The 19,249-nt window shown below is 40.5% G+C and carries 16 protein-coding genes and 4 pseudogenes; 15 read left to right on the top strand and 5 right to left on the bottom strand.

Going from position 1 to position 19,249, the window contains the following annotated elements; genetic code table 11:
* From AC058W_RS09860 to AC058W_RS09850, 3 pseudogenes are all read left to right on the top strand, one after another.
* Positions 1-391, top strand: a pseudogene (locus AC058W_RS09860) (MogA/MoaB family molybdenum cofactor biosynthesis protein); the annotation flags it as partial.
* A gap of 82 nt (positions 392-473) precedes the next feature.
* Positions 474-906, top strand: a pseudogene (locus AC058W_RS09855) (MOSC domain-containing protein).
* A 128-nt stretch (positions 907-1,034) separates the two neighbouring features.
* Positions 1,035-1,812, top strand: a pseudogene (locus tag AC058W_RS09850) (TatD family hydrolase).
* Between the two features lie 59 nt (positions 1,813-1,871).
* Here the strand turns inward: AC058W_RS09850 and AC058W_RS09845 are convergent.
* Complete coding sequence (locus AC058W_RS09845) at positions 1,872-3,461, bottom strand: CapA family protein (protein ID WP_479390021.1); 1,590 nt, start codon at positions 3,459-3,461, stop codon at positions 1,872-1,874.
* 192 nt (positions 3,462-3,653) lie between these two features.
* Here AC058W_RS09845 and AC058W_RS09840 point away from each other — a divergent pair, with 192 nt between their 5' ends.
* Genes AC058W_RS09840 through AC058W_RS09830 form a run of 3 tightly spaced genes read left to right on the top strand, consistent with a single transcriptional unit; the run spans position 3,654 to position 6,278 of the window.
* Complete coding sequence (locus AC058W_RS09840) at positions 3,654-4,091, top strand: MarR family winged helix-turn-helix transcriptional regulator (RefSeq protein WP_117675687.1); 438 nt, start codon at positions 3,654-3,656, stop codon at positions 4,089-4,091.
* 20 nt (positions 4,092-4,111) lie between these two features.
* Complete coding sequence (locus AC058W_RS09835) at positions 4,112-5,224, top strand: phosphoribosyltransferase domain-containing protein (RefSeq protein WP_330489870.1); 1,113 nt, start codon at positions 4,112-4,114, stop codon at positions 5,222-5,224.
* Between the two features lies 1 nt (position 5,225).
* Complete coding sequence (locus AC058W_RS09830; protein WP_479390020.1) at positions 5,226-6,278, top strand: cysteine protease StiP family protein; 1,053 nt, start codon at positions 5,226-5,228, stop codon at positions 6,276-6,278.
* Between the two features lie 71 nt (positions 6,279-6,349).
* Here the strand turns inward: AC058W_RS09830 and AC058W_RS09825 are convergent, their stop codons facing one another.
* Complete coding sequence (locus AC058W_RS09825; protein WP_479390019.1) at positions 6,350-6,745, bottom strand: HpcH/HpaI aldolase/citrate lyase family protein; 396 nt, start codon at positions 6,743-6,745, stop codon at positions 6,350-6,352.
* Positions 6,711-7,313: an HpcH/HpaI aldolase/citrate lyase family protein gene (locus AC058W_RS09820; protein WP_479390018.1), complete on the bottom strand. Its 603-nt coding sequence runs from the start codon at positions 7,311-7,313 to the stop codon at positions 6,711-6,713. The genes AC058W_RS09825 and AC058W_RS09820 overlap by 35 nt, the downstream gene beginning before the upstream one ends.
* A gap of 315 nt (positions 7,314-7,628) precedes the next feature.
* On the opposite strand from AC058W_RS09820, the gene AC058W_RS09815 reads away from it, so the two are divergent.
* From AC058W_RS09815 to AC058W_RS09775, 9 genes and pseudogenes are all read left to right on the top strand, one after another.
* A complete protein-coding gene (locus AC058W_RS09815) occupies positions 7,629-8,219 on the top strand; it encodes a rhomboid family intramembrane serine protease (protein WP_117845331.1) in 591 nt (196 codons plus the stop codon).
* A 15-nt stretch (positions 8,220-8,234) separates the two neighbouring features.
* Complete coding sequence (locus AC058W_RS09810; protein ID WP_479390017.1) at positions 8,235-10,262, top strand: YceG family protein; 2,028 nt, start codon at positions 8,235-8,237, stop codon at positions 10,260-10,262.
* Between the two features lie 37 nt (positions 10,263-10,299).
* The gene (locus AC058W_RS09805; RefSeq protein WP_479390016.1) at positions 10,300-10,506 is read left to right on the top strand and encodes a YceG family protein; all 207 of its coding nucleotides are present in this window, start codon (positions 10,300-10,302) and stop codon (positions 10,504-10,506) included.
* A 6-nt stretch (positions 10,507-10,512) separates the two neighbouring features.
* Positions 10,513-11,674: pseudogene (locus AC058W_RS09800) on the top strand (toxic anion resistance protein).
* A gap of 104 nt (positions 11,675-11,778) precedes the next feature.
* Positions 11,779-12,360 carry a TerD family protein gene (locus AC058W_RS09795; RefSeq protein WP_117675675.1) on the top strand — a complete coding sequence of 194 codons (582 nt, stop codon included), beginning with the start codon at positions 11,779-11,781 and terminating at the stop codon, positions 12,358-12,360.
* Between the two features lie 12 nt (positions 12,361-12,372).
* Positions 12,373-12,954, top strand: a complete 582-nt coding sequence (locus tag AC058W_RS09790; protein WP_117675673.1) for a TerD family protein — start codon at positions 12,373-12,375, stop codon at positions 12,952-12,954.
* An 11-nt stretch (positions 12,955-12,965) separates the two neighbouring features.
* Positions 12,966-13,586 (top strand): TerD family protein, encoded by a 621-nt coding sequence (locus AC058W_RS09785; RefSeq protein WP_117845333.1) that lies wholly within the window; start codon positions 12,966-12,968, stop codon positions 13,584-13,586.
* Positions 13,587-13,804: 218 nt separating this feature from the next.
* A complete protein-coding gene (locus AC058W_RS09780) occupies positions 13,805-16,441 on the top strand; it encodes a cation-translocating P-type ATPase (protein ID WP_117845334.1) in 2,637 nt (878 codons plus the stop codon).
* 99 nt (positions 16,442-16,540) lie between these two features.
* Positions 16,541-17,332 (top strand): HAD hydrolase family protein, encoded by a 792-nt coding sequence (locus tag AC058W_RS09775; RefSeq protein WP_117675717.1) that lies wholly within the window; start codon positions 16,541-16,543, stop codon positions 17,330-17,332.
* 27 nt (positions 17,333-17,359) lie between these two features.
* Here AC058W_RS09775 and AC058W_RS09770 read toward each other — a convergent pair whose 3' ends face one another.
* Together AC058W_RS09770 and AC058W_RS09765 are read right to left on the bottom strand one after the other, a co-directional pair.
* Entirely contained in the window at positions 17,360-18,064 is a 705-nt protein-coding gene (locus tag AC058W_RS09770; RefSeq protein ID WP_117675667.1) for an AIM24 family protein, read from the bottom strand.
* 13 nt (positions 18,065-18,077) lie between these two features.
* Positions 18,078-18,944, bottom strand: coding sequence for a TerD family protein (locus tag AC058W_RS09765; RefSeq protein ID WP_118629686.1), 867 nt, complete (start codon positions 18,942-18,944; stop codon positions 18,078-18,080).
* Positions 18,945-19,249 lie beyond the last annotated feature (305 nt).

Raw genomic sequence — 19,249 nt, 5'->3', positions numbered from 1 at the left:
ATGAGGTTGTATCTGAAGATATTTTACCGGATGACAGAAAGATGTTATCAGAGAGAATGGCAGAGATTGCGGATAGTGGTGCCGCAGAGTTGATCCTGACTACGGGTGGAACCGGTTTTTCCCCGAGAGATACCACACCGGAGGCAACAGAGGATATTATTGACAGACGTGTTCCGGGGGTTTCCGGAAGCAATGCGTGCGTATAGCATGACAATTACCAAGCGAGCAATGCTCAGCCGCGCGACAGCAGGAATTCGTAAAAAAACGCTGATCATTAATCTGCCGGGAAGCTCCAAAGGCGGTGAAAGAGAGCCTGGAGTATATTATTGATGCGCTGGGACATGGCATCGAGATTATGACGGGTGAAGGCTGGAAGACTGGCGCAAGATGAGTTGGATTAATGGCATCATTTTATGGGATTGCTATAAATAAACGGTGACGAATAAAATCAGGAAGGTAAAAGGGATAATCTTATGGGAAAAGTAATTGCGGTCTGTACAAGTGAGGCGAAGGGAACACAGAAGAAGAGTGTTCCGGAAATAAAGGTCGTTGAAGATTGGGGCATTGAGGGTGATGCACATGCAGGAAAATGGCATCGCCAGGTAAGCCTGCTTTCTTTTGACAAGATTGAAGATTTCCGCGCGCGCGGCGCTGAAGTGGAGGATGGAGCATTTGGAGAGAACCTGGTGGTTCAGGGGATTGATTTTGCGACACTTCCGATCGGTACAAAATTTGGATGCAATGATGTGGTTCTGGAGCTGACTCAGATCGGCAAAGAGTGCCATAGCGGATGTGCGATCTTTAAGAAAATGGGTGAGTGCATTATGCCGAAGCAGGGGAGTCTTTACAAGAGTTCTGCATGGCGGTGTGATTCATCCAGGAGATGAGCTTACAATACTGGATTAAAGATAATATCTGTTTAACCGGATAATAATCAGCAATATTTATAAAGTCGCTGTCAGTAATTTCTCTGACGTTTCACAAGGAATATAAGTTAGCGGATACATGGCGACCATACGAGGAGAACGAAGAAAATGATTATTGATACACATGCACATTACGACGACGACCTTTTGACGCAAGACAGGGAGGCGCTTCTTGTCATCTATGCATGATGGCGGGATTGAGAACGGATGAGTTAATGTCTGCGCTTCTGTAGACGGTTTACACGATACAGTGGAGCTGATGGAGAAATATCCTTTATATATGGAGCTGTGGGAGTTCATCCGGATGATGCGGATAAGATGACGCAGGAAACTCTGGATGAGATCCGCAGACTTTCTTGTATGGATAAGATGGTGGCAATCGGTGAGATCGGTCTGGACTATTACTGGCATAAGGGGAAAGAAGAGCATGAGATTCAGCAGAAGATGTTTCGTGCCCAGCTTGATATTGCGAGAGAAGAAAAAATGCCGTTTATGATTCACAGCAGGGATGCTGCGGAGGATACTCTTAATATTATCAGAGAGTATATGCAAGGCGGTATGTATGGCGGCATTATTCATTGCTTTTCCTATAGCAGGGAAATTGCGGCTGAGTATCTGAAGATGGGACTGTATCTGGGAATTGGCGGGGTGGTTACTTTTGCAGAATGCGAAGAAAGTCAAGGAGACTGTTCAGTATGCGCCGCTGTCTCAGCTTGTGCTGGAAACGGACAGCCCGTACCTGGCTCCGAAGCCGAACAGAGGGAAGAGAAATTCTTCTCTGAATCTGCCTTATGTGGCACAGGCAATCGCAGAGTTGAAAGGGATTACGGCAGAAGAGGTTATTGAAGTGACCAGACAGAATGCGGAGAGACTGTTAGGTTTATAAAAATAGCATGATATGTAAAAAGGACTATGCAGAGCATAGTCCTTTTTGCATATAAATAATCAATAGCTTTCATCGTAGCTGCTATCATAGCCGCCATCGTTATAACTACTGTCGTCACTGCTATCGTCACTGCTATCATAACTGCCATTGTCATAACTACTGTCGTCACTACTGTCGTCACTACTGTCGTCGCTGTTGTCGCTGTAACTGTCTGAGCTATCTGAACCGTCAGAATTATCTGTGGTGTCAGAGGTATCTGAGCTATCCGGACTATCAGAACCACCTGCAGTGTCTGCCAGGTATTCCCAGGAGTGAATAGATTCTGTATCTTCCACTACATTTCCGGTAGTCTTATCTATCATGTTGCCTTCCCAGTCAAATTTAACGTTCAACAAGTTGGTGTTAGTGGATGGTTTTACATTCATGGACATGATCTCTTTGAATTTGGCTTTCAGATTGTCGAGTGTGAATTCGTCACCAATTACGTTGCGGACACTGTGGGAAGAAGCGAGTTCTTCGGTATAATCATCCAGCATATATGGACCGTATTCTCCGGAGTCATAGTCATAATGCATGACCATAGGCTTCACTGTTGGAGCGAGAATCTGGATGGTGGACTTTCCATTTAAAGTGGATTTCTGAATTGTAAAGCTTGCCATTCCTTCCAGAAGTTCCGGGAGTTCCTGCTGAGTGGAAACAAAGTTTCCCAGAGAATAGAATACAGTAGTGGTATGTCCCTGGTCATCAGAAAGCTGTCCATAAGGCTGAAGTACATGTGGATGTCCGCCGATAATCACATCAACACCTTGCTGCATCAGGAAAGCAGCCCATTGTTTCTCGTATTCATTTGGCATGGTTTCGTCTTCTGTTCCCCAGTGGGCGACGAAGATAATGCAGTCGCTGACTTCTTTGGCCTTCTGGATCATTGTGGTGATCTTGTCTTTGTCAAAGATATCGAGCATATATTCGTAGCCGTCGCCGACACCGGAATTATTGGTGCCATATGTATAGTCAAGGAAAGCAATCTTGATTCCATTGACTTCTTTTACTTTTACCGTATCTGCGTCTTCCTGAGTGGAGTGGATTCCAAGTACAGGAATATCCGGATAGTTGGTGCTCCAGAAATCCAGAGTGTTTTTCAGGTAATCGTAGCCATAATCATCTGCGTGGTTGGTAGCAGATTCTACAACATTAAATCCGGCTTTGATAATGGCGTCACCAACCTCTTCGGGAGTGGCAAATGACGGGTAGGAACTGACTGCGTCATGGCTGGGTGCAAAAACAGTTTCCTGGTCGATCATAGCGACATCAGCAGCCTGGACCTGATCCAGAATGTGCGTATAAATATGGTCGTAATTCCATGTTCCGGAATCATACTCACCAGATTCATATAATTTGCTGTGATAGAGATTGTCACCGACTGCGATTACACTTGCAGTGGAGATCTCCGGTGTTTCTGCCGCTATTTTTTCCTGTTCTTCTTTGAGTGATGCCGCTTCGGCGGCTTCCTTCTGAGGTTTGCGTATCAGGGTATAATCGAGCTGATGGATCACCAGAACGAGCAGGACCATAACCACGATCGAGCACAGAAGGCTGATGCGGGAGTTGATTTTCTCCCGGAAATTAAGAGGTATATTATTTTTTTTCATAAAGTTTTTCCTTTAAGATCTTAGAATAGGCAAAATAAATTTTGTCCTGATGTCTTATCTTTTTATTATATCAAATTTCAGAGTCCAAAGAAAGAAGCCTGCGGGAATTTCTTTGAAAACATCTAAAAATGCTTTGTGAGACAAAGTATTTTAGTGTATAATAGAAGCAATTAAGAAGAGGGAGGTAGCCGGATGAACCATTATGAAGCGATCAATGATGTGCTGGTCAATTTATTTAATGAGATTCTGGACCTGGAAGAGAGAGCATTGATCACTGGAGAATATAAGAATATCTCAGTCAATGATATGCACATTATTGATGCGTTGGGTATCCGGGAACAGAAAAATATGTCAACAGTAGCCAGATTGTTGAATGTGACGGTCGGTACTTTGACAATTGCAGTAAACAACCTTGTGAAGAAGGGGTATATCCAGCGTATGCGAAGTGAAGAGGACAGAAGAGTGGTGCTGATCTCGTTGACTAAGCTGGGAGAGAGGGCTTATTATCACCATAAGGATTTCCACGAGAAGATGGTTCTGGCTGTATTGAAAGGACTAAATGTTGAGGAGACAGAAGCGCTGACTATGGCACTTACGAAGCTACAGACGTTTTTCAGATCATATGAATAATATAAAGGGACGACAGTAAAGTGGAACATAAAATAGAATATGTTGAAAATGACTTAGTCAGGATCGCAAAGAGAGAAAATAATATGAGGAGAAAATATCTGGTGGTAAATCCTCTTCAGGGGAAACATGTTCCGGTAGTACCATCAAAGGCATTAAAGTTGTTTACGGATTTGGCTGATGTATTCCGGAATGAATATAAGAATGAAAAGCTTTTACTTGTAGGTTTTGCAGAAACAGCCACGGCCATAGGAGCGCAGGCAGCAATATCTGTTGGTGCGAAGTATATTCAGACGACCAGAGAAGTAATCCCTAATGTAGAATATCTTTTCTTTTCGGAAGAACATAGTCATGCTACGGAACAGAAACTGGTAAAAGATGATATTGATAGTATTGTAGATGAAATCGACAGAATTGTGTTTGTTGAAGATGAGGTTACTACCGGAAACACGATTCTGAATATTATAAATATTCTTGACAGAGAATATACTGGGAAATTTAAATATTCAGTGGCATCTCTGCTAAATGGAATGGATAAAGAGTATTTGGAACAATACAGAAAAAAAGGAATTCCACTGCATTATCTGATAAAAACAGACCATAGTGATTATAGTGACAGAGCAGAAAAGCTTGCAGAAAAAGGCCATTATTATAAATGTTCAGACCATACGGTAACAACAGATTATATGACCATTAATATTTCTGGACGTATGGATGCACGAAGGATGGTTGATTCTGAGAAATATGGAGCTGCATGTGAGAAATTATGGACAGAGATTCAAACGCAGACCGGAAGTATTTCGGGTAAAAAAATACTGGTTATCGGAACAGAAGAGTTTATGTTTCCTGTGCTTTACATTGGCAGACAGTTGGAGAAAGAGGGGAATTCTGTGAGATGTCATTCGACAACAAGAAGTCCGATCGTAGTGAGTTTAGAGCGGGAATATCCGCTTCACAGCAGATACGAACTGAAAAGCCTGTATGATCCGGATCGAAGAACTTTTCTTTATGATATAGAAAAATACGATAAAGTATTTGTTATTACAGATTCTCCGGAAATTGAGGAAGGGCAGAGAACCTTGATAAATGCTCTTCAGAATTACAATGATGATATTACAGTTGTAAGGTGGTGCTGATTTGAGAAGTTCCTATTCAGATGAAGACGTAATCTTATTACTAAAGGATATTACCGGATTGGTAAAGCCTCAGCCTGCTGAGGAGCGGGAGAAGTTGATCCAATCGGGAAAACATTACAGTGAGATGCTTCCTGTTGAGTATGTCCCTACAGATCAATACATAAAAGTATATAATAATGCGCTGAAAAATTTTGCAAAGCCGGTTGCAAATGCTGTGGGTATACTTTCGGATAAGATTATAGAAAATAAAGGAAAAGAGATTGTTCTGGTATCTCTTGCCAGAGCCGGAGTTCCGGTAGGTATTCTTATAAAACGCTATATGAAGTATAAATATAAGATAAGTGTACCTCACTATTCGATTTCAATTATCAGGGGAAGAGGCATTGATGATAATGCTATGAAGTATTTATTGGGAAAATATAGGCCGGAACAGCTTCTGTTTGTTGATGGCTGGATTGGTAAGGGTGCGATTCTTAATGAATTGAAGAAAGATATATCCGCATACAAAGGGGTATCTTCTGACATAGCGGTTATTGCAGATCCGGCGAATGTTACCCAATTGTGTGGAACACATGATGATATACTGATTCCCAGTTCTTGTCTGAACAGCACAGTATCAGGTCTTATTAGCCGAACCTTCCTGCGAGATGATATTATAGGTAAGGATGATTTTCATGGGGCTGCGTATTATGGAGAACTGACAGACTCTGATTTGTCTTATGATTTTATTGAAACGATTGAGAAAGAGTTTGTCATGGAGAATGTTCCATATCGTAAGAATATGCCTGAGGACAAGGGAATTGATGAAGTCAAGGAGATAGGCAGAAACTTTGGAATAAATGATATTAATCTGATAAAACCGGGAATTGGTGAAACCACGAGAGTATTACTAAGAAGGCTTCCGTGGAAAATATTAATTGATGAACGTTATAAGGGAGATCCTCAACTGGAACATTTGGTCAGACTTGCACAGGAGAAAAATGTGTCTATAGAATATTATCAGCTTACACATTATAAATGTTGCGGGATAATTAAGAAAATAGCAGATGCATGAAATTGCCATAAATGAGTATGAATAAACAGATCAGGGAGATGTAAAATTGAAATTCCATCGCCCTGATCTGTTTATTTTGCGACACCAAAAGACTCAGCCAGATAAATGATCCTCTGGGCCCAGTTGATATGTGTTTTGTATTCATTCATTCTTTCCCTGACGTTATTTCCGGAGACAAGGGAAGCAGAATTTTTATTCCAGTTTAAAATCTCCTGGGCATCTTTAAAATCTTTCTCTGATACCTGATAAGAACAATTGACTACAGGTATCTGTGCAGGATGAATAACTGTTTTTCCAATAAAACCACAAAGCTTATCATCCTGAATTTCCTGGATCATACCATCTTTCCAGTTATCACCTGCATAGTATTCCCATACAGGACCTGACACAACGTAATCCATGCCATATACAGTGATGATATCGGAGAAAATATCAGAAACTGGTCGGATTCTGATGAATGGATTCATTGGAATGTCTCCTGAATCCAAACATATGACATAAATCATTTCCTCCGACGCGAATATTCAGCACAAGATCTTCAACTTGTGACAAGGAATCCTTTAATGAATAAAGAATATCTGTACGATTTCTGAGGTCGATAATAGAAGAATTTTCATAAATTGGCATCATGTAAATATTTTTTGAGGCGAGTTCGTTGGCACGGATTACTTCATTTATATAATCTGATGCGTTATCAAGACTGAACTTCGGAATGATGAAACCGGTGACTATTTCAACAGAACGTCCCAGAGATTTTATTAATCTGTGGATTTGCTGTGGGTTTCGAACCCGGATGAAGATTTTGGGCAAATAAAAAGGTATTATTTCATGTTGCGCAAAGATTGTGTCCAGAGAATGAATAAGTATCTGTTCTGCTTTTGCGACATAAGCATCGTTTATCGTATCTTCCAGACAGAGAGCAAGAGAAAATCTGTTTCCGAATTTTTCGTTTATTAAGGAATCAGTGATGGAAGCTTTATTGGCAGGGCAGTAAAGTAATGGTCCTACGCTGTAATATAAAACGTTATTTTTCATAATACTCCTTATTTATATCTACAGGGATTGTTATACACAGGAATATCTTAATGGCTTAAATGAAGAGAAAACTAGTTTTATTATAAATATTCGTGTGGTTATAGCGCGATGGGTGTGATATTCATAATATCATATTTTAATAAAAATGGAAACGCTAAATGAGTGGTTAGATTTTTTGGAATAGAGTGAATAATAAAATAATTATGTGCATTTGTGGAAAAACAGCAAGCTTTTTAATTGAATTTTTATTGAAATAGAAGTAGTGATATGGTACAATTTTTCTGTGCAGAATTTATATAATTTTCAGGTGAAAAGATGAATTTTAAAAATAAAAAAATACAAATTTCATTTAACTCTCCAGTTATATTAGCCTTTACTATAGCATGTTTTATAGTTTTGTTAGTGGATAAGATTACTGGGGGAGTATCTACAAATGCGCTGTTTAGTGTGTACAGATCATCATTGCTTAGTCCGTTGACTTATTTCAGATTCTTTGGACATGTATTGGGGCATGCTGGCTGGGAACATTTTATAGGAAATATAATGCTTATTCTGGTTGTTGGGCCGTTGCTTGAGGAGAAATATGGCTCAGCAAATATTTTGTTTGTTATTTTGGCAACGGCATTAGTGACCGGTATAGTCAATTTCATATTTTTTCCGTATACGCAATTACTTGGTGCGAGCGGAGTGGTTTTTGCTTTGATTTTACTTTCATCATTTGCTGGTTTTGAGGAAGGTAAAATACCGTTTACTTTTATTTTAGTTGCAGTTATTTATATTGGAGAACAGGTATATCAGGGAATTTTTGTTCAGGACAATATAGCTAATCTTACTCATATTGTAGGAGGAGGCGTTGGTTCTGCTTTAGGATTTGTAATGAACAAGAATAAAATGAGCAGATATTGAAGGTGAGAATGCTACATGTTAGAGCATAAGAAGATTCAGAACCTTAGCGATTATTTTGTCAAACTGGATAACAGACGGGAGAGGGGCGTTTACTTTTACCGGATCAATGGATACTCAGAAGAAGTTGGTGCATTTATCAAAAAATATTACGATGCAGCAAGGAAAACGGGAGTAGTGATCGAGGGTAAGATCCCGAATCCTGATGAGGGAAATCTTTCATATTATAATGAGATAATGGGCATGGATTTTCAGATGAACCCGGGGTTTATTCTGACAAGTCTGAAGAAATGGCTTCCCAGAATGAATGATCTCCAGAGACAAAATGTAGCAGAGTCTGTCTATGACTCATTAGATTCAATGAGAAAAGCCGGCAAAACGGAGAATATGCTGAAGAATGCATATATCAAGTTTATGTGCTGGCTTTATTATAAATTTGAACGAATTGTGAATCAGCTTGGAGAAAATAATATTCCTAAAATATTATATGAAGGAAATATAAGCAGCTATGAATTGATGCTTATATCAATTCTTTCTAATGCCGGATGCGATGTAGTTTTTCTTCAGTATGAAGGTGACAGTGGATATCTGAAGTCAGATCCGGGATCTGTGCTGTCAGACAGCCTGCAGATGAATGGGTTAGGCGCTTTTCCACAAGGGTATTGTATAAAGAAAGTCAGAGATGAGATTCAAAATGAGATCAATAACGAGCGATTGTATGGGACAAGACCAACGATTACAAACTGTACAAATGCCTGGATAAGTGGAAAAGGACTGGATGATATCCGCGAGAGTATCATGCTGAGGGGAAATGACGATCGCTTTTTTTATAACTGCTTTTGCAGGATAAACGGGGCAGAGGACAAGCTTACCTATGCAAATGAATTATTTAAATTACAGCAGGAATTGAAGAATTCAAAGAGGAATCTCGTTATAGTTAATGAGGAGATTCCGAAGCCGACACCGCAGGAGATCGCAGAGATAAAGAGAGACAATTATGCGAACAAAGATCAGATGATCCTTGGACTTGTGGGGAACATCCAATATACAGGAAATGTGGAACTGCAGAGGATTTTGCATAAAACATTTGTCGATGTTATTCTGGCGGAATCCAGGAGAGAAGGCGAGAATCTTAACCGACTGACAAACCGGGCGGTGTATCTGATCTGCTGGCTGCGAAGATATATGTCGAAGCTGTTTGCAGGGTGGAAACCTTCAGATATTGGATGTTTTATTTATATGGGTGGCTGCCGGGATGATAAGGAAGCTTTGTTTATGAGCTTTCTCGGACGGCTTCCGCTGGATGTTTTGATTCTATGTCCTGATCTGAACGTGAAATGCTGTCTTGAGGATAAGCTGTTATATGAAGTGAACTATACAGAGAGTCTTTTACTGACAAGGTATCCGGAAGAGAACTCGCAGGTAAAGATTGGAACGGTCGCATATCACGCGGAAAGAGAACTTGATACGCTGATGTATCAGGACAGTGGAATATATAGAAATCAACAGTATGTGAAAGCAAATGTCATTAATCTGCAGACCATGTATGAAGAAATAAAGATTCTGTGGGATCAGGAATTAAAGTACAGGCCTAATTTCAGTACTGTTGACGGAGTAGTAAATATGCCGGTTATTTTTTCAAAAATATCCGGGGTTAAAGACGGAAAGGTATCTCAGTATTGGAGTTCGATAAAAGAGCTGATGACAGAAGATACGGTCGTTATTAAAAGTGCTCCGTATATTCAGCCGACAACACCGAATCCAATGAAAGCTTTTTCCGCAGAGTTTTATAAAAACTGGAAACTTCAGCGTAATAAAATAAAGAATCATCCGAAATATCCATATGGGCTTCTACGTGAAGAAATGCAGGAGTTCATGCTTGATAAATTGGAGTTTCTGATTGAGCAGAAACTGATAAAAGGAATCGGGGAAAATGGCACAGAATATACAGTTATCGCCCAGGTTCTGAATTTACCGAAGGACATCATTCGTCTGATCCAGAAGTTTGATTTTACTGAAGAAGAATCCGAAATTAATATATATTAATACAGGTGAGACGATGATCTCCCTGGAAGATTCCATTTTGATCGCTTTTTTGAACCTGATAGGATTTGATATTCTGTTTTTTGTTCCGACAGGTTATCAAAGCGTGGAAAAGTATTTTACGGGTAACCTGATGGAAGAGCACCAGATCGGGGAATATAAATATGATATGCAGGTTCCGGATCTGAATAGCATTTCAACGAATGACACACGCCCTTCGTGGCGTAGATTTTTTAAGAGAGGTTAGTGGCTTATGGGACTTGATTTCAGCAGGGGTTCATCAATGGGAAATACACCTCAGGCAGGCAGCGGTTATTCAGCAGAGAAGAATGAGATTGAGGTAGTGGAGCAATACGATATTGTTGCTGACAGGCAGCAGATGAACGACAATTTAGTGAACTCAGAAGAAGTTGATCAGATCGTCAGTACGATTGAAGTTTATAACATGGATACGATCGTATCTTTTGGCGCAAAAGTAGCAGAAGAGATTTCAAAGGCATCGGACGTAGTTCTTAACAGTATGAACATGTCGCAGCTGGATGAGACGAGTGAGATGCTTAAGTCATTAGCCAAGATTATGGATCAGTTTGATATAAATGAGATCAAAGATAATCCGGGACTTTTTGGAAAGCTTTTCGGAAATTTCAAAAAGCAGCTTGATAAGATACTGGCGAAGTATCACACAATGGGCGAGGAAGTTGATAAAATTTATGTTCAGCTTAAAGGATATGAGGCTGAGATTAAGGAGTCAAACAGAAAGCTGAATACGATGTTTGATGTTAACGTAAATTATTATCATGAACTGGTTAAGTATATTCTGGCAGGCGAGCAGGCATGCAAGGAAATCGAAGCCTATATTGCACAGAGACAGCAGGACATGGAGAACACCGGAGATCAGTCGATTCAGTTTGAGCTTACGACATTAAATCAGGCATTGCAGATGATGGAGCAGAGAACACAGGATTCTGAGAACTGCTGAGAATGTTGCGATGCAGTCAATTCCTATGATCAAGACCATGGCATTCAGCAATTATAATCTGGTGAGAAAGATTAATTCAGCATTTATTGTTACTCTTCCGATTTTCAAGCAGGCGCTTGCACAGGCAATTCTTCTTAAGAGACAGAAGATTCAGGCAGATGCTATTTCAGAGCTGGATAAGAAAACGAATGAAATGCTTATCAAAAATGCCCAGAATACCGTTGATGTTTCAAAGGCAACAGCCAGAATGGCATCGGGAAGTTCGATTCAGATCGAGACTCTGGAGAAAACCTGGAGAACCATTACAAGTGGAATCGAGGAGACGCAGAGGATTCAGGAAGAAGCCAGAAAGAAACGTCAGGATGATCAGATTCGTTTAGAGGCTATCAAACAGGATTTCAACCGGAATTATCACATGCCACAGGCGAGGAGATAATAGTTACCGGGAACGGAATGAACAGTAACAGATAATATATAACATAGCGATTCAGAATGATAAAGCTGATGAACAGTTAAAAAATATTAAGGAGGACCACTAATATGCCAATCAATTTATCCAAAGGACAGAAAGTAGACTTAACAAAGAAGAACCCGGGACTTAAGAAGATTATGGTAGGTCTGGGATGGGATGTAAATGCGTTTGATTCAGGTTCAGATTTTGACCTTGATGCAGCAGCATTTATGCTTGGCGCTAATGGAAAATGCCCGACAGAGAAAGAATTTATTTTCTATGGTAATCTGAAACATGCAAGCGAATCTGTTGAACATATGGGAGATAACCTTACCGGTGAGGGTGAAGGCGATGATGAGCAGATCATGGTTGATCTTACAAAAGTTCCGGCAAATGTTGAGAGAATCGCATTTACAGTTACCATTTATGAAGCGGAAGAAAGACGCCAGAATTTCGGACAGGTTTCCAATTCTTATATCCGTCTGGTAGATGAAGCAAATAATGTGGAACTGATCCATTACGATCTTGGAGAGGATTTCTCCATTGAGACTGCTGTAGTTGTCGGAGAGCTTTACAGACATAACGGAGAGTGGAAGTTTAATGCCATTGGAAGTGGTTTCCAGGGCGGACTTGCAGCACTCTGCGGTCATTATGGTATTGAAGTAGCATAGGAGGATAAAGATATGCCGATTAGTTTAAAAAAGGGCCAGAAAGTAAGCCTTACAAAAGAAAATCCGGGACTCAAAAATGTGGTTGTTGGTATAGGATGGGATATCAATGCATTTGATACAGGCGGAGATTTCGATCTTGATGCAGCAGCATTTTGTCTGACTGATTCCGGAAAAGTTTCCGATCAGAAGGATTTTGTATTCTATGGAAATCTTACACATCCATCCGGTGCGATTCAGCATATGGGAGATAACCTTACCGGAGCAGGCGATGGAGATGATGAACAGATAAAAATCGATCTTTCAAAGATTCCTGCAAATATAACAAAGATTGCATTTACCGTTACGATTTATGAAGCGGAGGAGAGACGTCAGAACTTTGGACAGGTTTCCAATGCTTTTGTAAGAATTGTTAACGAGGCTACAGGACAGGAGATTCTTCGCTATGATCTTGGCGAGGATTTCTCTATCGAAACTGCAGTTGTATTTGGCGAATTATATAAGAATGGTAATGAGTGGAAATTCAATGCCATCGGAAGCGGTTATCAGGGCGGCTTAGCTGCTTTGTGCAATAGCTATGGTATCGCAGTGGAATAGGAGGAAAACTTATGTCAGTCAGCTTACAGAAAGGACAGAAAGTAAATCTGTCAAAGGATAATGCAGGATTAGCGAAGGTTATTGTCGGACTTGGATGGGATGAAGCGAAACCGTCAGGTGGCGGTGGTGGTGGATTCTTCGCAACGTTGTTTGGCGGCGCTGCTACAACACATCAGGCAATCGATTGCGATGCTTCTGCAATCATGCTGAAGAATGGAAAATTCGTGGACAGAACCGATTTAGTATATTTCGGAAATCTGAAACATAAATCCGGCACAGTAAATCATATGGGAGATAACCTTACCGGAGAGGGAGAAGGAGATGACGAACAGATTGTTATCGACCTGTCAAGAGTTCCGGCTGAATACGATAAGATCGTTATTGTTGTAAATATTTATCAGGCAGTTCAGAGAAAACAGCATTTCGGAATGATTGAAAATGCCTTTATCCGTCTGGTTGATGCCAGAAACAATAAAGAAATGTGCAAATATAATCTGACCGAAAATTATTCAGGAATGACTGCGATGATTTTTGGGGAAATATATAGACATAACGGTGAGTGGAAATTTAATGCGATGGGAAATGGAACAACCGATCCGGGAATTGGAGAACTCTGCCGAAGATTTTCATAATCCTGAGTATTGGAGATAACCATTTATTTACGAATAAGAGGGACTATGCGATAGTTCCTCTTTTGTGAATATCTAACAGTCTTTTATTTCAGAGAGAGATTCTGGTATAAAAGCGTAAGAGTATGAGATATATAAGTCAAAATCCTGTCACTATAGTCAACCTCGCTGGTAGGAATTTGTTCTTATAAGAGATTAAAATGAGGAGGTCATTCAGATATATGAGTGATATGAACAAAAAACAATTAATGTGCGGATTATCCGATTCGCAGGTTAATGAAAGTAAAGCGAAATATGGCACCAATGAGCTTGCCAAGAAGGAAACAGAGTCACTCTGGTCCATGTTTATCGGCGCATTTGATGATATCTGGATCAAAGTTCTGTGTGCGGCACTGGCGCTTAAAGTGATCCTGGCAATTCTTGGAATTTTTGTCCCGGCATTATCTGGCGGAAATGACGTTGTAGAGATCATCAGTATTGTAATCGCAATCGCACTTGCCACCGGATTCAGTACTTTGTCAGAATACAGAAATACTTCAAGAAGTGAAGCACTTCAGGAAGAATACAGTAAAACTTATGCCAAAGTTATGAGAAACGGAAAGCTTGTCAATATTCTTACAAGCGAGATTGTGAAAGGCGACACGATTCTTGTACAGGCGGGAGATAAAGTTCCGGCCGATGGCTTAATATTTGAAGGAAAAATCAAAGTTTCCCAGGCTGCCTTAAACGGTGAGTCAAGAGATGAAAACAAGGCAGCAGTGTCAGATATGGCTGATGCAGAATCCACTGATTATTCCTCAGTAGGAAAAGTTTTCATGGGTTCTGTAGTAACTTCCGGTGAAGGATATATGGTTGCAACAGTCATCGGCGATAACTCAGAATTAGGAAAGATTAATAAAGCACTGACTGATACTGATGAGGAAGAAGAGAGAAAAGATACTTCCAGCCTTAAACTGGAGGGGGTTGCAGCAGGAATCGGTAAATTAGGTGTCTCTGCAGCGGCAATTGCTGGTATCTTACATGTTGTGCTGACTCTTGTAAGAGCGGACGAAGCAATTACAGTTGTTTCAGTTCTTCTTGTTATCGCAGAGGCAGTTATGCTTATGGCATCTATCGTAATCATGGCAGTTCCGGAAGGTCTTCCGATGATGAACAGTCTGGTTCAGTCAATGAATACAGAGTCCATGTATAAGAAGAATATTCTTGTCAGCCATAAAGCAGCATTCTCTGATTCAGCTTATATGAACGTGCTGTTCAGTGATAAAACAGGAACAATCACAGAAGGAAATCTGTCATTGGTTGAGTTTATCACAGGTAAAGGCGATATCATTGATTCTATTCAGAACAAAGAGTTTATTGAGGCAATTACCCTGAATAACCTTGCAAAGGTTTCTGCCGAAGGAAAAGCCATCGGCAGTAACAACATGGACAGAGCGCTGCTTTCTTATGCGCTCAATCATGGATACAATGATTCAGACAACGATCCGGATAAGGTAGAAGACATCAGCGGGTTTGATTCAGAGAAGAAATGTGCAACTGTAACACTTAAGAATGGACTTGTTTACTGGAAAGGTGCTACAGAGAACATCATTGAGAAAGTAACACACTATATGCTTCCTGACGGAGAAGAAAAAGAGTTCACAGAAGCAGATAAGAATAAAGTAAAAGAACAGATGCACGCACAGGCGAAGAGAACAATGAAGCTTCTCTCCGTAGCAAAGATCGACGGTGCGAAAACCGTTCTTATGGCTGTTCTGTGTCTGCGTGATAATGTAAGAACAGATGCAATCGAGACAGTTGAGATTCTTAACCATGCAGGAATCCAGGTAGTCATGGTTACCGGTGATGCGGAAGAAACTGCTGTTGCGATTGCAAAAGAAGCGGGAATCCTTATGGATGAGAAGAAGGATGTTGTTCTCACTCATGAGCAGTTAGAGAAGATGTCTGATGAAGAACTTAAGAAAGTTCTTCCAAATCTGAAGGTAGTCAGCAGAGCGAAACCTCTTGATAAGAAGAGACTGGTATCTATGTCACAGCAGCTTGACAATGTCTGTGGTATGACCGGTGACGGTGTCAACGATGCTCCGGCATTGAAACAGGCAGATATCGGTTTTGCAATGGGAGATGGTACAGCAGTTGCGCAGGAGGCCGGAGATGTTGTTATTCTTAACAACAGTCTGACATCTATTAAGGACTGTGTACTTAACAGTAGAACAATGGCTAAATCTGTTGGTAAGTTCCTTATTTTCCAGCTTACTGTAAATATCAGTACATTGTTAATGAACATTATCGCTCCGATACTTGGATGGACAGAGCCGTTCTCCATTGTCCAGATTCTGTGGATCAACCTGATCATGGATACACTGGCAGCTATGGCATTTGGCGGTGAGCCGATTCTGAACAGATACATGAATGACCAGCCGGCAAAGAGAACAGATAATATCCTGACTTCTTATATTAAATCTGCGATTGGTACGAGTGCTATCTTTATTACTCTGGGATCTATTTTGATTCTTGAGAATATTGGCGGTATTACAAGCTTTGTAACACCGGCATCATGTGCAGATCCGGAGCTTTATGAGAAGACATTTATGTTTGCATTTTTCATCTATGCGATCATCTTTAACAGTCTGAATACGAGATCAGAGAAGTTTAACCTGTTTGAGCACATTAGCGAGAACAAGAACTTCTTACTGGTAATGGGTGCGATTTTTGTGCTTCAGACGATCATCATTGAGATTGGTGGAAAAGTATTCAGCACAACCATGCTTGAGCCTAAGGCTTTATTGGTATCCATGGCACTTGCCATACTGATCATACCGGTGGATCTTATCAGAAAGGCAATCGTTTCAAAGTAAATTAAAAAGTGATATGATTGTGAATGTATGAAGCAGTTATGAAGTTTCATGAATGTGGTGCAGGGAACACTTGTACCACATTCTTTTTGGAGAAAATGGATGAAAAATATTTTGTGCGTTGATATGGATAACACGATTATATATTCATATAAGCATGATATCGGAGAGAAAAAATTAAACGTTGAGTTATATAATGGACGGGAAATCTCATTTATTTCTGAAAGAACCTACTCGTTGTTAAAAGAAGTAAATGACAAGATGCTGATTGTACCAACTTCTACGAGGACGGAAGAACAATACAGACGTATCAATCTGCATATAGGAGCTATACCGTATGCACTTGTCTGCAATGGCGGTGTATTACTTGTGAATGGCGAACGGGACAAAGAATGGTATTACGAATCCTTGAAGATGATCGCGGAAAGCAGACCACAGCTGGATAAGGCCATCGGTATTCTTGAAGTGGATCCGCGGCGGAAATTTGAAGTAAGATTTATAGATGAGCTTTTTGTTTTTACAAAATGTGAAAAGCCGGATGAAGTGATTAAGGATCTGAACAAAACGCTGAAGACGGAACTGGTGGATGTGTTTCATAATGGAGAAAAAGTATATGTTGTTCCTAAGAAGCTGAATAAAGGGATGGCTGTGAAACGACTTCGGAAAAAAATGAATCCCGGATATATTCTGGCTGCCGGAGACAGTGAGTTTGATGTTTCTATGGTAGAAGAGAGCGACTTTGGATGCGTTCCGGATGGATTTGGGAAGATGTTTCGTTTAAAAGAGGATTTAAAAGAAGACTTAAAAGAAAACGTAATGGAGATGGAAAGCGGAAAATTATTTTCGGAAGCATTACTGGAAAAATGCTTAAAGAAAGAGGCAGAACTGACGTGATGAGTTCTGCCTCTTCTTCTATCCGGATTAGTCCATGCTTACGCGAATTCCCCCCTGGCGTTCTGATGGCTGAATGATAACCGTAACGTTGTCTCCGGCGTGCCATTCAAACTGATAAGATTCGCCGGATGCCTGTCCGATGAAGGTTTTCCAGGATACATCGGCAGTAACACTTGGATCGCAGTGGCCGTTTCCTACCCAGCAGATGACTGCATCAGGATCGACAGAAATGGTATTGTTTTTACCAATATTGCTCAGTACGATTGGGTTGCCGTCTGACAGTACTGCAACATATGCATTCTTGCCGCGTGCAGTGAGTGTTGAAGTAGCAAGTCCTTTCTGGGAGAGAACTCCGACACCGATAAAGCGGACGCTATAATCACAGTCCTGAGTAAATGCCAGAATGTTCTCAGATTCAACAGAAATAGTTTCGCCCTGGGCCAGCTGGTAGATCACAACATGTTGTCCGTAGTTTGCATAATATGTAACGGAATCACCGTTCAGATTGACTTTCATCAATGGAAGGTTTTCACCAGTGACTCTTCGTGCCAGCTGTCCGAACAGGGCCTGCCCGAGATTCTGCTGCGGGCCGAGAAGAACTTTTTCAAACCGGTAATTCTTTGGGCCGGAATTGTCTCCGGCTATAAAAGCTCCTGCTTTTACAAAAAGAACATCATTGCCGGTACAGGTAACTTTCAGAGTTAATTCGTTGATGGTTTCAAATGTTAACATGATAGTCCTCCTTTTAAATAACCTGAACTCCGTATAATTCACAGAGTCCGGCGAGATCTCTGGAAACGCCGTTTCCGATCGCGTTAAATTTCCAGATGCCGTTATGCTGGTATATTTCGCCTATCATCATGGAAGTAACGTTGGAATAGTATTCATCCATTTTGAAACTGACTAATTCAGTGTTTGAAGCATCGGTAATCTGGATATACGCGTCTTTGATCATGCTGAAATTCAGATGCTTTTCCAGGGCTTCATTTATGGTAAGGACAAAAACAATTTTTGAAACGGCTGGGTTTAATTTTACGAAATCTATAGAGATCATTTCACGATTCTGTCCCTGATCGGCAAAAAAGACAGTGCTTCCGTCAGGACTGGATTCCTGTCCATAGAATACAAACCATGAATCACCGATAACCTTTCCGGTATTATTCAGAAGAAATGCGGATACGTCTACATCACAGTCCGGATTTGTAATATTCCATCCAAGATGCGCCTTAATTCCTGTAAGCCGGGATTGAGTTTCAAGTGGTATTTTCTGACCTTTTCGGACTGGGTTCTTAAAGGCAGGAATTCTGATAGTTGGAACAGGTCTGGAATTGAAACTATGATTGCCTGAATTTGTAGGAGCAGTATTTGCAGATCTGGTATTTACCGGACCAGCAGATCTGGAATTGGTATTTATATAAGCGGCATTTACAGATTGGGTATTAATAGAACCAGTATGCGTGGAGTTGGAATTGGGAGAAGCAGCATTTACAAATTTGGTGTTTATAGAATCAATATTGCGAGATGACAGAGGCTCCTGGATTTTCTTATTGTTAATATTCATAACGGTCTGTCTGTTGACTGCTCCGGATAAGTTTGATGGTACATTGATCATAATGATTGTCCCCTCGATGATAGCAATTATAGCAATTCCCGAAAATACTGTAATTAATCCAACCCATCAGAGCGTGAAGTCCTGCATCAGATATCTTTGTCGTGCGTTAGCACGCCTGCAGATATCTTCCTTGTCCTTCGCACTCTGCTAGACGGTCTTATTTGCATTATTTTCTGGAATTCCTATAGGAATGTTATAGTTACTGTTCACATTAAACAGTTATAATATTTATCAATATTTTACTGTGTTTCGCTGAAAGTGTCAAATAAAATGAAGTACATAAGCGAAAATTGTGAAAGAAACCT

The organism is Blautia sp. CGZ-1-C1 (genome assembly GCF_056504575.1).
The sequence above is the reverse complement of the archived record's forward strand: the minus strand, read 5'-3'. Positions and strand labels throughout refer to the sequence as shown.

What these genes read in the sequence shown, in the direction of transcription:
- AC058W_RS09820 (WP_479390018.1), bottom strand. Translation starts at nt 7,313, where the DNA reads ATGAAAAATAACGTTTTATATTACAGCGTAGGACCATTACTTTACTGC.
- AC058W_RS09815 (WP_117845331.1), top strand. Translation starts at nt 7,629, where the DNA reads ATGAATTTTAAAAATAAAAAAATACAAATTTCATTTAACTCTCCAGTT.
- AC058W_RS09765 (WP_118629686.1), bottom strand. Translation starts at nt 18,944, where the DNA reads ATGATCAATGTACCATCAAACTTATCCGGAGCAGTCAACAGACAGACC.
- AC058W_RS09810 (WP_479390017.1), top strand. Translation starts at nt 8,235, where the DNA reads ATGTTAGAGCATAAGAAGATTCAGAACCTTAGCGATTATTTTGTCAAA.
- AC058W_RS09785 (WP_117845333.1), top strand. Translation starts at nt 12,966, where the DNA reads ATGTCAGTCAGCTTACAGAAAGGACAGAAAGTAAATCTGTCAAAGGAT.
- AC058W_RS09845 (WP_479390021.1), bottom strand. Translation starts at nt 3,461, where the DNA reads ATGAAAAAAAATAATATACCTCTTAATTTCCGGGAGAAAATCAACTCC.
- AC058W_RS09770 (WP_117675667.1), bottom strand. Translation starts at nt 18,064, where the DNA reads ATGTTAACATTTGAAACCATCAACGAATTAACTCTGAAAGTTACCTGT.
- AC058W_RS09795 (WP_117675675.1), top strand. Translation starts at nt 11,779, where the DNA reads ATGCCAATCAATTTATCCAAAGGACAGAAAGTAGACTTAACAAAGAAG.
- AC058W_RS09840 (WP_117675687.1), top strand. Translation starts at nt 3,654, where the DNA reads ATGAACCATTATGAAGCGATCAATGATGTGCTGGTCAATTTATTTAAT.
- AC058W_RS09775 (WP_117675717.1), top strand. Translation starts at nt 16,541, where the DNA reads ATGAAAAATATTTTGTGCGTTGATATGGATAACACGATTATATATTCA.
- AC058W_RS09790 (WP_117675673.1), top strand. Translation starts at nt 12,373, where the DNA reads ATGCCGATTAGTTTAAAAAAGGGCCAGAAAGTAAGCCTTACAAAAGAA.
- AC058W_RS09780 (WP_117845334.1), top strand. Translation starts at nt 13,805, where the DNA reads ATGAGTGATATGAACAAAAAACAATTAATGTGCGGATTATCCGATTCG.
- AC058W_RS09825 (WP_479390019.1), bottom strand. Translation starts at nt 6,745, where the DNA reads ATGAATCCATTCATCAGAATCCGACCAGTTTCTGATATTTTCTCCGAT.